Below are 13,487 nucleotides of genomic sequence, written 5' to 3'. Positions count from 1 at the left end.
AGTCCCCCTGGTTCGGGAAAGAGCGCTTGGAGTCGGTGATGCCGCGGCTCACGTCACGAAGAAGATCCCGGCGTCCGTGCCCGCGGTCGTGTACTCGGCGAGCCGCGCCCGCAGCCCGTCCTCGCGTTGCGGCCGGTACAGGTCGTGGAAGGCACCGAGTTCGGCGCCGTCGTCCGCGCCGCGCAGGATCTCCTCGGCGCACCGGTCGGACAGCACCCCGTACCAGGGCGTCCCGTAGCGCCGGGACACGAACAGCGGCCGCACGCCCGGGGTCAGGTCGGGCCGGCAGCGGTGCCTGCGCGGGGTGCGGGAGCCCGGCGGGACGTACGAGTACCGCATCCGGCCGGTGCCGCGGCGGGCCACGTGCAGCCGGCCGGTGAGGACGGAGTTCTCGGCGATCTCCACGGCGTGGGTGTGCACGTCGCCGATGACGGTGGTGCGGTGCAGGTGGAGCACGGCGTGGGCGTGCCGGCAGTCCGGCGCGGAGAGCGCCTCGCGGTCGTCGGCGGTGGCGTCGAGGATGCTGTCGCGCAGGTGGATGGCGAGGGGGTCCTCGCTCACCTCGTCGCCGATGACCTCGATGGTGCCAAGGATGCTGTGCTCGATCCGGAGGCAGGCGGTGGTGCGTTCCAGCACGATGCTGGGCTCCTCCGGCGAGTGCGGTTCGCACTCGGGCTCCAGCGACCAGCCGGGCACGAGGGTGCAGTGCCGGACGGTGACGGCGCCCATCGGCCCGGTCACGTTGATGCCACGCCCGGCGACGAGCAGCCCGTCGAGGACGACGCGGGGCCGCTCGTGCGGGGCGCGGTCCTCGGCGGCGGCGCGGATGTTGAGCGCGTCGGGCCGGTTGCTGTACCAGTCGAGCAGCCGGATGACGGGCCGGGTGCCCTCGGCGGCGCGCAGCTGGAGCCGGTCGCCGGGGTCGAGGTCGAAGTCGAGCTGTTCCTGGTGGGCGCCGCTGTGGGTGATCTCGATGATGCCCTCGGGCCCGGTGGCGCGTCCGGCCCGCCGGTCGTGCTGCCAGGCCCGGTAGGCGTCCATGATCTGCCGGTACGGTTCGCCCGGTCCGACCCGGTAGAGGGCGGCGTCCGGCCGTGCGATCCGGTCGGGGCGGTCGTACTCGCCTCCGCCCATGTCGGCGGCGGCCGCGTAGTGGTAGTCGACCCACACGCCCTGCCGGGGCGCCGACCGCGCGCCGAACGCGATCCGGCCCAGCTCGGGGTCGACTGCGACCTGGCCGCGCCGGGGTCGGTAGCGCCAGTCGGACAGGTCGGCGACGACGATGTCGGACGGCGGTACGGGCCGGTCCTCGCCGTCGCGCCGGATGACGAAGCTCTTGCCGGGGCCGTAGTGGTCGAGCAGCCGGTCCCGGAGCCGCCTGCGCCGGATGAACGCGGGCACGTTGTCGATGGTCGCGAGGTGGCTGGGCGACGGCTCCGGGAACGGCTTGGTGACCAGCGGGGTGTCGTTGCCGAGGATGGAGAAGGTGTACAGGTGGCGGGCGCGGTCCACGCAGTACGCCGGGGAGGACGTCAGCGAGTGCGCCTTCAGCCGCCACACGTACAGGCCGACGCCTGCCGGGGACCAGCCGCCCTGCCGGCGCGCGGAGTCGGCGCGCCGTACGTCCACCGTGCGGGCGGTGCCGCCGAACGGGCCCCCGGCCGGGTCGAGGGCCGCGCCGTCGCGCAGGTCGGCGAGCCGGCCGCGGGCGGCACGGTGACCGGCGGCGCCCAGCCTGACCGGCTGGTGGTGGGCGACGTGCCGGGACAGCTCCACGGCCCGCGCGGGCCAGCCCGCCACCTGCTGGGCGATCTCCTCCAGCAGGTGCAGGGTGCCCTTGCGCCGCCGGTTGGCGACGGTCGCCGCCACGGCGGCGCGCGGGGCGACCGCTTCGGCGAGCGCGGGCCGGCCGCCGGTGTGCAGTCCGGTGGTGAGGACGCGTTCGTATCCGGGCAGGGTGCGGTGGCCGACGAGGTCGCCGAGGTACGGCAGCACCCAGGGCGCCGCGGTCTCCACGAACAGGTCCTCGTAGCCCTGCTCGACGCCGTCGCGGACCAGGTCGAGCTGTTCGGCGATCACCGCGAGCAGGGCGCGCAGTGGCTCGCCCTCCTCGGCGTCGCGCAGCCGGTGCCAGCGGGGCAGCAGGTCGGCGAGGGAGTCGGGGTTGCGGGACGCCGGCGGTCCCGCGCTCTCGAACCGGACGTCCGGGGACATCACTTGACCTCCGTCAGGATCAGGGTGTCGGCGGTGCGCGGCGACAGCAGGGCGAGCCGGGCCGGGCGGATGCCGCGGAAGACATGCACCGACCGGCCGCGCGGCAGGCGCCGGGTGTCGGTGATGCCGGGGTTGAGGCGGAGCAGTTCGGCGAGCGGGATGCCGTACCGGGCGCAGACGGACGACAGGGTCTCGCCGTCCTCGGCGAGGACGGTGTGGACGCGTTCGTCGAACGCCGCCGCGGGCGCGGCCACCGTCGCCCTGGGCGGGCCGGGGTCGCGGAGCAGTTCGGCGAGTTCGGCCGGTCCCGCGGAGGCGGGGACGCCGGTGAAGACGTCGACGTCGACGTAGTCGACGCCGGGCACCGAATGGGCGGCGGCCAGCACCTCGGAGAGCCGGGCGGGCCGGGCCAGTTCCCGCCCCTCGAAGCCGAGGCGGCGCAGCAGGGCCCGGCGCAGCCGGGGTTCGACGATCTCCCACGTGTGGTCGGGAGCGACCTTCACCTTCGCGGAGATCAGCAGCAGGACCAGTTCGCGGACGTCCACCCGGACGGGGAGGCCCGGGTCGCCGTACTCGGTCAGGGCGCCGCGCAGGGCGCGCAGGGTGTCCGAGTCCGGGTCGAGGGGCACGTCGTCGGTGCCCGCCACCGTCACGTGCAGCACGCGCCGCCGCCCGTCGAAGAGTTCACGTGCGGCGGCCCGGCCGATGCCGGCCCGGGAGCGGGCGAAGTCCTCGTAGTCGGCGGCGGAGACCAGCCGGTCCAGGGCGGACACGGCGAGCGGGATCGTCCGGCGGGTCAGCCCCGGCCCGTCCGCGTCGCAACCGCCCGTCGCCGGGCGGGGGTTGGTGACCGCGGTGACGCCGAGCGGGCGGGACAGCGGCTGGGTGACGCGGTCGGCGGGGACGTTGGCGGCCTTGCCGGTGCCGAAGCGGTAGCGGGCGCGGACGTTCTCGTGCCCGCTCGGCAGCCGGGCGCCGTGCACGCCGTCGCCGAAGGTGACGGTGGTGCGGCCGTCGGCGGTGGTGCCGGTGATGTAGACCCGCTCGGTCGGGCCGCGTCCGGCGAGGCTGTCGGCCTCGTGCCAGAGCACGCCGTCGACCCGGACCTCCAGCACGGGCCGGGCGCCGAGCGGACTGTCGTCCGCCAGCCAGGTGAGCGGGGACTGCCACAGCGCGAAGGTCTGGCCGGCGCGGTCGGCGTCGCCGCTGCCGATCGCCTCCTCACGGCTCTCGCCGTGGGTGGCCTCGACGACGTTGCCGAGGATGCGGACGGTCCCGCGCCGGTAGCGGTGGGCGAGCCGGGCGGTGAGGGTGAGCCGGGTGTGCACCCGGTCGCCCGGCAGGTGCGGGTCGACGGCCGGATCGGCGGTCGCCACGGTCACCACCTCGACGGCGGTGACCCCGGCGGCGCCCGGGATGTCGCTGCGCTCACCGGTGACGATCAGCGTGCGGCCGGGCCGCAGCCCTTCGTACAGTTCGGCGAGTTCGATCTCGTCGCCGTGCACGTCCTCGCCGAGCGGCTCGTCGGCGAGGCGCAACGGTTCCCCGGCGGCGTGCACGGTGGTGTCGCGGATGTGCGAGAGCAGCACGTCGAACTCGTCCAGCCAGGGGTCGGCGAGGGTGAGTTCGGTGCCGCGGCCGGTGATGCCGTAGTTGCTGTACGCCGCCGTACGCGCCGCGACGACCTGGGTGGTGACGAACGCCAGCCGCGCGTCCCCGGGCACTCCCCCCTCGGCGCCCTTGGCGGGGCGCCGGATCGCCACCCAGCTGCCGGGTGTGATGCCGGCGTGGACGGTGTCGAGCTGGAGGACGTGCCGGTTGACGGGCTGCGGCTTGCTCGCGACGACCACCTCCACGTTGGGCTCCGCGCTGCCGACGGTGTAGCGCAGGCTCACCTCGTGGTCGCCGTGGGTGAACTGCTCGGCGGTACCCGGCCTCAGGGGTACCTCCCGGCGGTCGGCGCCGTCCTCGACGACGACGTGCACCAGGCCGTCCTCGCCGGGCCGGGACACGGACAGGGTGCGCTCGGGCAGCCCCGAGTGCAGCCGGGCGGTGACGCCGGGCTCCCCGGTGCCGGGGTCGGCGGGGCGCCGGCTCCGGTCGGGGTCCTGACCGGCCCGCCCCGGCAGGTCCACCCGCCCCGCGCCCAGGGGGAAGGTGACGGACTGCGGCACGGGCAGGTTCTCGGCCCGCTGGTCGGAGCCGGTGCCCTCGACGTACTGGAACTCCGCCCGCACGGGCACCTTGCCCGCGGTGTCGAGCACCACCCGCATGCTGGCCAGGACCGCGCCGGTGAGCGGCCAGTCGGCGGTCCGGATGACCCGCCCCCGGGAGTCCTGCACCGGTTTGAGCGGCGCGGTCGCCCCGAACGGCGCGGCGGTGACCCGCATCGCCAGCAGCTCCCGCAGCAGGGGCCGGGCACCGGGAACGGCGGCGGTGCGCCAGGCGGGGTGGAGGCCGCCGAGGCCGGGGTCGAGAGCGGTGAGCAGCCGCGCGGTGTCGGGCCGCCACCCGCTCGTGGCGGTGCCGCGCGGGGCGGGCGTACGGCCGCGCAGGGCGGGGAGGACGTCGGCGAGCGCTCGGAAAGCGGCGGCACGCGCATCGCCCCCCAGGGGCGCGGACCGTGTCGATCCGCGGCTTGGCCGCGCGGGAGGGACCGACCCTGACGGCGAACGACCTGTCGCGGCAGCCTCCTCCCCCTGTGCGGGCGCCAGCTCCGACGCCCGCTCGGCGATCTCGGCGAGCACCGCCTCCAGCCGGACGAACCACTCCGCGACGTCCTCGTACGGAGCGGCCAGCACCTGTGCCTCACCCAGCCGGGCCACCGGCTCGGCGAGCCGGGCCGCCAGTCGCTCAGGCGTCCGGATGCCTTCCAGGTCGTCCCGCAGCGGGGCCAGCACCTGGTCCTCGAAGTCCTCGACGAGGCGGCTGACCGGCCGGGGGTTGGGCACCTCCGGCGTGGGCCGCTCCGCACCGGGCTCGCCGGGACCCACCGGGGCGGCGGTCCACCGCCGTACCTCGTCGACCAGCTCCCGGAGCGTGCGCGGCGCCGACCGCGGCAGCGAGATCGCGGTGATCCCGTCCTCCCGGTCGATCCGCGCCCCGGCGACGGGCAGCAGCAGCCGCTCCCCACCGGCCTGTTCCCCGAAGACGAACAGCAGCTGGTCGCCGGTCTGCAGGGAGTTGGCCGTGCCCTCGACGAACAGCTCCGAGCGGCGTGCCAAGTCCTCCGGGGTCACGAGGGAGGGCCGGCGCCGCCGTACCGTCAGCTCGTTGAGGTCCCAGCGGGCCGCCAGGTCGCGGCTGGTCTCGAAGGTCAGGGACTCCTCGTCGGCGGAGGCGGGCACGCTGTGGCTGCGCGCACCGCGCGGGACGACGACCGGCAGGGTCTCGGCACGCGGGTCGCGTTCCAGGGTGTACGCCAGGTGCGTGGCGGCGGCGACACCGGGCCGCGGCCGGTGCCCGACGAGCCGTCCGAGCAGCACGAGCGACCGGTGCTCGTCGGCCGTACGGAGGTACGCCTCGTCGGCGATCCGCTCGGAGTGGAAGGTGAGCAGGTCGCCGAGGACGGCGGTGGCGTCGAGCAGTCCGATCGCCGGGTCGTCGGGGGTGCGTACGGTCAGCCCGGCGAGGGCGGGGTACGCGGGTGAGGCGAGCCGCTCGAGGAGGGCGGCCAAGAAGGAGCCGTAGGTGCCGACGCGGTAGTCGAGGGCGGTGCGGCCGGGAGGATTGTGGAGCGGGGCCGGGGCCCGCCGCTCGTCGTGTCCGCCGCCGCACGCCCCGCCGCAGGCGCACTCGTCGGTCGCGGTCATCGGGCACCTCCCAGGGAAATCTCCAGCCGGCCGTGCTCGGGCCGGTCGGGGTCGTTGTCGCAGACGGCGATCTCCAGCGGGCCGGGCCGCAGCAGGCCGTCCTCCCGTTCTCCGCGATCCGGCTCGAACAGTCGCCGCAGCCGGGTGACCCGCACGCTCTCCACGCCGGGCACCGACGCGGCGACGGCGACGAGACGGCTGAGCCGCACCGGTTCGCCGAAGGTCAGGGCGTCCGGGTGGAAGAAGCCGCCGCGCCCGCTGCCGAGCACGCGGTACAGCTCGGCGAGGATCTGCCCGTGCTGATGGCCCGGCCGGGCGCACACGGTCAGCGCGATGTCGAGCGGCACCAGCCGGGCCGGACGTACGACGACGTCGTGGCCGATGCGCCGGTACGGCTCCAGGGCCTGGGCGACCCGGTCCAGCAGTTCGGGTGACGGGGTGCCGTCGCCGGCCGCGTCGACGGCGACGTGCGCCTCCCGCACGCTGCCGGTCCAGCGCAGCTCGGCCGCCGCGCGCTGGACGCCGGGCAGGGCGCCGGCGAGGGCCGCGTAGTCCTCGGCGGTGACCGCCCGCAGCCGGGTGCGGCGCAGGTCGAGCGGGGCGAGCCGGCGTACCTGGTCGACCGGTTCGGGATCGGTGCCGCCGGTGGCGGGCAGCGGGTTGCGGACGACGACGGCCGGCGGCTTCTCGGTGCCGTCCTGGACGACGAGGTGGTTGACGGCCTCGGCGCCCACGTTGCCCGCGGTGCCGCCGCCGATCCGGTAGCGGGCGGCGAGCCGGGCGCCCGGGGTGGGCCGGGCACCGTGCCGGCCGTCGCCGAACCGCAGGGCGAGCCGTCCGTCGTCCTCGACCTCGCCGACGACGTGCCGGTCGCGGGGGGCGCTGCGCAGCAGATCGCGGCGCGGCTCCCAGACGCGGTCATCGGTCTCGTACAGGCGTACGGCGGGCAGGGCGCGGCGCGGGTCCTGGGTGAGCGCGCCGGTCGCGCAGCCGCGCAGCACGGCCTCGTCGGGGTGGAGCCCTCGGGCGTAGCCGGGGCCCCAGCTGTGGGCGATCTCCCAGGTGATGTGCGGGTCGAGGACGGTGCCCGCGCGGGCCCGGGCCGCCAGCACCTCGATGCGGCGGAGCTTGCCGTCGAGCAACTGGTCGGAGCGGTGGAGGAGTTCGCGCAGGGCGCGCACGGGGTGCAGGCGCAGCTCCAGCCGTTCCAGGATCCGCAGCCCGAACACGACGGCGAGTTCGGCGATCTCCTCCGTGTCGAGCCCGTCGCGGTCGCGGGCGCTGCGCCACAGCTCGACCAGCCGCTGCCGGAGCCGGCCGGGGATGGCGGCGATCCGCTCGGCCTGCCCGGCGGCGACCGTGTCCGGCTCGGGGAACGGCGCGGCCTGGGTGACGGGCGCTCCGCCGAGGACGGGACGGAAGCGGGGCCGGATGCCCGGGTACACGGACTGGGCGAGCAGGGTGCGCAGCGCGGCGGTCTGGGCGTACGCGGTGCCGGGCACGACGCGTTCGTGCCGCTGCCCGGCCCGTTCGAGCCCGATCCCGGCGCGGGTGACGGCCCGCTCCCCGACGGTGGTGAACAGTTCCCGTACGTCGTCCGGGGTGAGCGCGTGCCCTTCGGCGGTGCGGTCGGTGAGGGCGTCGATCAGCCGGGCGGGCGCGTTGCCCTCGTCGGGGTCGGCGCAGCCGAAGGCGGGAGGGCAGCAGGTGGCGACGACGGCCGGGTCGGCGGGCACGGTGAACGTCTCGGGCAGCCCGTCGAGGGTGCGGCCGTGATCGACGAGGACGACGTTGCCGCGGGCGATGGTGACGTCCTCGACGGGCGGGCAGTCCCGGCCTGCGCGGGTGACCAGGCACAGCGGGAGGCGCAGCGCGTCCTCGGCGGCCCAGGTGACCTCCAGCACCGGCTGGTCCTCGATGCGGTCGACGGCCGGGGTGACGGAGGTGAGGCGGACGGCCTGGCGGTGCGTGGGGTCGGCGTCACCGGGGGTGCCGCTGCGTGGGCCCTTGACCTCCTCCAGGATCAGCACGTCACCGGGGTGCAGGTCGAGCTGCCGTTCCCGGCACGTCTCGGGGTCCACCCAGGCGTCGCGGAGGGTGGCGGCGGTGGCGCCTTTCGGCAGGACACGGACCTCGCCGCCCCAGCTCCACAGCCGGATGGCGTTGTGCGCGACGCGCAGCCGCAGCGCCTCGGTGGCCGGGACGGGCTCGAAGACCTCCACCGAGCCGCGTTCGTCGAGGTCGCCGAGGTCGGTCTCGGCGATGACCGTGCCGGGTTCGGGCCGGTCGTGCGGGTCGAGGCTGCGCACGTCGACGGAGGCGAACCGGAAGGTGCCCGGCGCGAGGGTGTGGTCCTCGGCGGTCTCCACGGTGACGTAGGCGCGGGCGTTGCAGCCGTCGTGCATCGCGTAGTCGATGAGCCGCACGTGCCGGCGGACGGAGACCCGGCGGCGGGCGGTGTCGAGGTAGGCCTCGGTGGCGACGGCGTCCTGCTGGTGGCTGATGCGGTCGCCGGTGTGGGCGAGGAGTTCGACGAGGGTGGTGCCCAGGTCGGCGGGGTGGCGCTCGACCCAGTCGGGGGTGGTGAGCGTCAGCCGGTCGAGGAGGAGTTCGCGGATGGTGTCGTAGTCGCGGGCGGTGTAGTCGATGACGGGGGTGGCGGGGAAGGCGGGAGGGTCGGGATGGTCGCCGCCGGGGGTGTCGTCGAAGGGGGTGGGGCAGTCCGGGCGGAAGGCGAAGGTGGTGGTGTGGTAGCGCTGGTCGAAGCCGCGGTAGGGGCGGGTGCCGGGGCGCCCGTACGGGTCGGCCTCCACGAGGGAGAGCCGGTAGCGGGAGGTGTCGCCGGCCCGGTCGAGGGTGACGTAGAGCCGGTCGTCGAGTTCCGGGTCCTCCTCGCGTTCGACGCTGACGTCGACGGCGGTGATGCCGGTGACACGCCGGCCGCCGTCGATCCGTACGTTCTCCGGGCCGAGGCCGTGCGGGGCCTTGCCGAGGAAGGTGACGGTGAGCAGCAGCCCGTCGTCGCCGACCTCGACGGCGTCGACCCCGTTCAGCTGGGCGGCCCGCACCTTGGCGCGGCGGGACACGGTGGCGCCGGTCATGCGGCGGCCCTCCCTTCGAAGACGTCCTCACGGCGGGTGCCGGTGGCGCGTACGGCGTAGGACAGCCGGACGCGTACGACGGTGTCCTCACCGGTGATGTCGAGGTCGTCCACCTCGATCAGGTCGCCGAGCCAGCGCTGGAGGGCGGCGTGCACGGACAGTTCCAGGGTGCTGAGGATCTCCGGGCTGTTCTGCGCGAAGACCAGGTCGAGGAGGCCGCAGCCGAAGTCGGGGCGCATGACCCGCTCCCCCGGGCTGGTGAACAGCAGCTGCTCGATCAGGTCGTGCACGTGCTCGCCGTGCCGGGCGTGGGCGGTGCGGCCGCGGCGGTCGGCGCGGAAGGGGAAGGCGATGTCGCTGCGGGGGCGCAGTGGACTCGCTGAACTCATCGGACTCGGTGAACTCATCGGACGGTGACCTTTCGCTGCGCGGCCTGGACGACGGGCGCGCCCTGCGGGACGAGGGCCGCGGTGAGGCACTGGGCGGCGGAGGTGTCGAGCAGTACGGGCACGCCGGCGACGGTGACGCCGGTGTCGTGGGCGGTCCAGCGGACCGACACGCACGGCGTGGGCACGTTGTCGACGGTGTGCGGGCAGCCGGTGACGGCGTAGGTGTGCGCGGCCGTGGCGACGGCCGCCCCCGCGAGCCGTACTCCGTCCGCGGGTGGCGTGGTGGCGGCGACGCGGCCGCCGTGCGGGCAGCCGATCACGGCGTCGGCGTCGAGCAGACTCCCGGACACTTGTCTTGGTCCCCCGTCTTCGTCTTCGTGTTCGTGTTCGCCGGCTGGGAAAGCACGGTTCCTATCGCTTGGACAGGACGGTCAACTGGCCCTCGTTTATGGTCACTTCGCGTCCGCGCAGGACGACTTCGGCGCCCGCGCCGGTGGCGATGACCACGGCCTCGCGGGTGATGCGGATGTACGCCCCGTCCTGGGCCTGGAGCAGGATCCCCTGGTCGGTGCCGGGGGCGTCGTTCAGCACGATCTTGTGCGCGCGCGGTGTCTGCACGACGGCCGGCTTGTCCGGCCCGCCGGCTCGCAGCGCGTCGCGGGCGTCGGGCGGCAGCTCGTCGGCGGCGCCGTACCAGCACCCCGTCCACACCGGGAAGCTGGGGTCACCCTGCTCGAACTCCACCCACACGCCGGTGCCGGGCGGCGGCACCACGAACTGCCCCGACCGCGGCCCGGCGAACGGCAGGCAGGGCAGCGCCCAGGTCGACGGCTCGTCGCCGAGGACGTCCGGGACCTCGACGGTGACGCGTCCGATGCGCAGGGGGTCGTCGTTGCTGACGACGCGGCCGCGGAACTTGCCGAGGTAGCGATTGCCGGGTGCCGCCATGGTGGGGTGCTCCTGATGCGGGTGGTCTGTCGGGTGGTGTCAGGGCCGGACATAGTCGCTCCGGGCCTCCAGGCCCTCCCGGGAGAGGGTGAAGTTCTGCTGGTACGAGCCGGGGCGCAGGTTGTGCGTCACGGATTTCACGTAGTAGTCGCCGTCGTACGCCCGCCCCGAGCCACGCACCCCGACGAGCTGGCGGGGTTGGAGGATGTAGCCGTGCCGGTTGACGTCGAGCGAGCCGGAGCCGGAGACGACGTCGGCGGAGACGGCGGCGCGGGCGAGGAGTTCGGCCTCGGCCTGCGCCCGCTGCTGCTTCGCCGTCCCGGAGAGCGTGCGGCGCTTGAGGGCCGGGGTGGGACGCTTGCCGAGGGGTGGGCGCAGCGGACTGATCGACGGCTGCGGAAGCAGCGACGACTGCCGGTTCTCCGGGTTCTGCCAGCGCGCCTGCGGCTCCTCGCGTGCCGTTCCGTCGTAGGCGAAGGTGAGCTGGTCGACGGTGGAGTGGGCGTCCATGTTGACGTTGAGGGCGTGCTGGCGGATGCCGAGCCGGACTTCGGGTCCCCAGCGGGCGGAGGACTGTCCGGGGGTGGGTCCGGGCTCCAGGTAGAAGGTGTAGCCGTTGGCGCGGGCGAGTTCGGTGACGTACTGGAGGTCGGTCCCGGTCTGGTAGTGCGTCCGCAGGTCCTGGTGCGGGGGCTGGGTGATCTGCTCCTTGTGGACGTCGGGCCGGACGCCGTAGTCCGAGTAGCGGCGGAGGATGGCCAGCACGCGTTCCCAGGGCGGAAGGTTGGGATACCGGGCGGTGCGCTCCTCGAGGTCCATGAGGAGGGTGAGGTCTTCGCCGGTGACGGTGAGGGTGGAGTGGCCGGGCTGGTTGCTGGCGCCGACCTCCTGCCGTACGACGAGTCCGTCGAAGAGCACGTCGGAGGTGCCCTTGACGGTGACGGTGACGACGACCCGCGTCTTCGGGTCGAAGTACCCCTCGGGCAGCAGGCGCCGGTTGACGAGCCCGTTCTTGGTGAGGTCGAAGGCGAGCTGGAAGCCGCTGCGCTCCCCCGCGGTGGCCGTGATCTGCGCGGACAGCAGTGCCTCGGTCACTTCGGCGGGCACGGGCCGCACGAGCTTGGGCCCCATGAGGAGCGTGACGTGGACGGGGCCCTGCCCCACGGGCACGTCAAACACGCCGGTCCCCCCGGGGGAAGCCGCCGGCGAGCGGGACGCGGATGACCCGTCCCGCCTCCGCGGTCAGCTCGTCGGGGTCGAGGACGGGATTGGCGTCGGCGATCCGCCACCACTGTCCCGGATCCCCGAAGTACCGCTGCGCGAGCAGGTCGGGACGCTCGCCGGAGGCGACGGTGTGGGCCTGGGTCTCCTGCGCGTCGTCCGGGTCGTCGGGGAGGGGCGGCAGCAACCGCCGTTTGGCGTACCGGACTTCGGTGCCGTCGGCCGTCCGGTGGATGCCGATCTCGGCGTCGTGGTAGCGGCTGGTGCGGGGGTAGGGGTGCGTCCCCGGAATGGCGTCCAGGGCGCTCTCGTACTCGTACGGCTCGGTGTCGGCCATGGTGGTCTGTGTCATCCCCTTCCGGTTCCGGTGCCGGTTCCGGCTCCGGTGACGAAGCCGGCGGCCCCGGCGAGCCCGAGCGACCCGATGCCGGTGCTGCGGGCGGCTGCGGCGAGGCGTTCCTTCTGCGCGAGGTGGGCCATGTAGAGATCGGCACCGCGGTGCCCGGCGGGCAGGTCGCTGACGGTGAGGATCTTCATGCCCATGCTGAGGGAGGCGCGGATCGGGTTGAGGTTCACGTCGAACGCGGACTCGTTGATGGAGAGTTCGGTGAGCCGGACCGGCATGACGCGTTTGCTGCCCCAGGTGAAGAGGGTGAGGGGCATCTCGATCGGGGTGATCTCGATGGCGCCCTTCTGGGACAGGCGCATCGCCTCACGGAGCTTCGCGGTGGTCGGCTGCACCAGCATCTCGAGCGTGGCGAGCTGCGGATGGATCCCGTCCGGCGCGGCGATCTCGAACTGATCGGTGGCGTCGATCTCGGCGGTGAACTTCCAGGTCTCCTGCGCGGGACCCTTGAGCCGCAGCGCCTCGTTCCGGTCGCCACTCCCGGTGCCGCCGGCTCCGGTGTCGCCACTGTCCCCGGCGGACTGGGGAGCGACGCTGCGCTCCAGAGTGTCCGGGTTGAACTGGAGCACGATGACGCGTTGGGGGGTGCCGGTGTCGGGGTTGACCACGACGATGCCGGAGCGGATGGGTTTGGGGATGTCTGCGTAGCGGGTCACAGTCGTTCCTCCAGACGTTCACGCAGCTGCGTGTAGTCGTGCTGCGGGAAGAGGTCGGGAAAGCGGCGCAGCATGGCCTTCATGCTCTCCGCGACGTGGTAGAGGTCGTCGTTCAGAAAGGACAGGTCGGTGAAGAGGTACTGCCAGCCATACGTGCCCTTGGTGACAGCCAGCGCTTCGAGGTAGCCGAGGTAGTCCAAGTCCATCCGCTGAGCGCCGAGGCGCGCGTCCCACACCCAGATCTCCAACGGCGTGGTGTTCGGCTCAAGCCGGACCAAGGCGAACTGCCCTGTCCCCGAGCGGGGATGACCGTCGACCTGCCGGAACTGCGCCAACAATTCGAGTTCATCGGGCGGCGAGCCTTCCCAGGCCAGCGGCGGGGCGGGTTCGAAGATGGCGCGATAGAACTGCGGAATCCTGAACTCTCCCGTGAGGTCCTGCACTGCTTCCCTGCCACGCCAGTGGGCGGCGATCCGGCGGAATCGGGGCGCCTGTTCGGCGATCGCGGGGGCGACGATGACTTGCTCCAGTTCCGGAAGGAGGGAGGCCGCCTCCATGGCTTCCGCTGCGAGCCTCGCAGCCGATATGCCGTTCGGCCCCTCTGCCTGGCTCTCCACCACCAGCTCCTGATGCGAGACGTCGATCTTCGGGCAGGAGCCGAGTGCGTCCAGGGCTGCCAGGAGCAGGTGTTCGTACCGTGTCGGGGATTCGATGGTCCATCCCTCGCGGGGCGTCATGTC

General features: G+C 74.0%; 10 protein-coding genes. All 10 read right to left on the bottom strand.

Features of this window, described 5'->3' with window-relative positions; translation table 11 throughout:
* Positions 1-48: 48 nt before the first annotated feature.
* Complete coding sequence (locus AB0A94_RS15810) at positions 49-2,214, bottom strand: hypothetical protein (RefSeq protein WP_361744573.1); 2,166 nt, start codon at positions 2,212-2,214, stop codon at positions 49-51.
* Positions 2,214-6,026 carry a putative baseplate assembly protein gene (locus AB0A94_RS15805; protein WP_361744571.1) on the bottom strand — a complete coding sequence of 1,271 codons (3,813 nt, stop codon included), beginning with the start codon at positions 6,024-6,026 and terminating at the stop codon, positions 2,214-2,216. Before AB0A94_RS15805 ends, AB0A94_RS15810 begins: the two co-directional genes overlap by 1 nt.
* Positions 6,023-9,127, bottom strand: a complete 3,105-nt coding sequence (locus tag AB0A94_RS15800) for a putative baseplate assembly protein (RefSeq protein WP_361744569.1) — start codon at positions 9,125-9,127, stop codon at positions 6,023-6,025. The genes AB0A94_RS15805 and AB0A94_RS15800 overlap by 4 nt, the downstream gene beginning before the upstream one ends.
* A complete protein-coding gene (locus AB0A94_RS15795; RefSeq protein WP_361744567.1) occupies positions 9,124-9,516 on the bottom strand; it encodes a GPW/gp25 family protein in 393 nt (130 codons plus the stop codon). The genes AB0A94_RS15800 and AB0A94_RS15795 overlap by 4 nt, the downstream gene beginning before the upstream one ends.
* Positions 9,517-9,530: 14 nt before the next feature.
* Positions 9,531-9,866 carry a hypothetical protein gene (locus AB0A94_RS15790; RefSeq protein ID WP_361744565.1) on the bottom strand — a complete coding sequence of 112 codons (336 nt, stop codon included), beginning with the start codon at positions 9,864-9,866 and terminating at the stop codon, positions 9,531-9,533.
* Positions 9,867-9,927: 61 nt separating this feature from the next.
* Positions 9,928-10,464: a phage baseplate assembly protein V gene (locus tag AB0A94_RS15785; RefSeq protein ID WP_361744563.1), complete on the bottom strand. Its 537-nt coding sequence runs from the start codon at positions 10,462-10,464 to the stop codon at positions 9,928-9,930.
* Positions 10,465-10,503: 39 nt separating this feature from the next.
* On the bottom strand, positions 10,504-11,643 hold the full coding sequence (locus AB0A94_RS15780; RefSeq protein WP_361744561.1) for a hypothetical protein: 1,140 nt from the start codon (positions 11,641-11,643) through the stop codon (positions 10,504-10,506).
* Positions 11,636-12,022: a hypothetical protein gene (locus tag AB0A94_RS15775; RefSeq protein WP_361744649.1), complete on the bottom strand. Its 387-nt coding sequence runs from the start codon at positions 12,020-12,022 to the stop codon at positions 11,636-11,638. The genes AB0A94_RS15780 and AB0A94_RS15775 overlap by 8 nt, the downstream gene beginning before the upstream one ends.
* 11 nt (positions 12,023-12,033) lie before the next feature.
* Positions 12,034-12,747: a hypothetical protein gene (locus AB0A94_RS15770; protein ID WP_361744559.1), complete on the bottom strand. Its 714-nt coding sequence runs from the start codon at positions 12,745-12,747 to the stop codon at positions 12,034-12,036.
* A complete protein-coding gene (locus AB0A94_RS15765) occupies positions 12,744-13,484 on the bottom strand; it encodes a hypothetical protein (protein ID WP_361744557.1) in 741 nt (246 codons plus the stop codon). The genes AB0A94_RS15770 and AB0A94_RS15765 overlap by 4 nt, the downstream gene beginning before the upstream one ends.
* Between the last annotated feature and the right edge of the window lie 3 nt (positions 13,485-13,487).

It is taken from the genome of Streptomyces sp. NPDC044984, from assembly GCF_040646935.1.
In the GTDB taxonomy this organism is placed as follows: domain Bacteria; phylum Actinomycetota; class Actinomycetes; order Streptomycetales; family Streptomycetaceae; genus Streptomyces.
This window is presented reverse-complemented; position numbering and strand designations above follow the sequence as displayed.

Coding starts and splice junctions, on each gene's coding strand:
- AB0A94_RS15785 (WP_361744563.1), bottom strand. CDS start 10,464: ATGGCGGCACCCGGCAATCGCTACCTCGGCAAGTTCCGCGGCCGCGTC.
- AB0A94_RS15795 (WP_361744567.1), bottom strand. CDS start 9,516: ATGAGTTCAGCGAGTCCACTGCGCCCCCGCAGCGACATCGCCTTCCCC.
- AB0A94_RS15800 (WP_361744569.1), bottom strand. CDS start 9,127: ATGACCGGCGCCACCGTGTCCCGCCGCGCCAAGGTGCGGGCCGCCCAG.
- AB0A94_RS15775 (WP_361744649.1), bottom strand. CDS start 12,022: ATGGCCGACACCGAGCCGTACGAGTACGAGAGCGCCCTGGACGCCATT.
- AB0A94_RS15810 (WP_361744573.1), bottom strand. CDS start 2,214: ATGTCCCCGGACGTCCGGTTCGAGAGCGCGGGACCGCCGGCGTCCCGC.
- AB0A94_RS15805 (WP_361744571.1), bottom strand. CDS start 6,026: ATGACCGCGACCGACGAGTGCGCCTGCGGCGGGGCGTGCGGCGGCGGA.
- AB0A94_RS15765 (WP_361744557.1), bottom strand. CDS start 13,484: ATGACGCCCCGCGAGGGATGGACCATCGAATCCCCGACACGGTACGAA.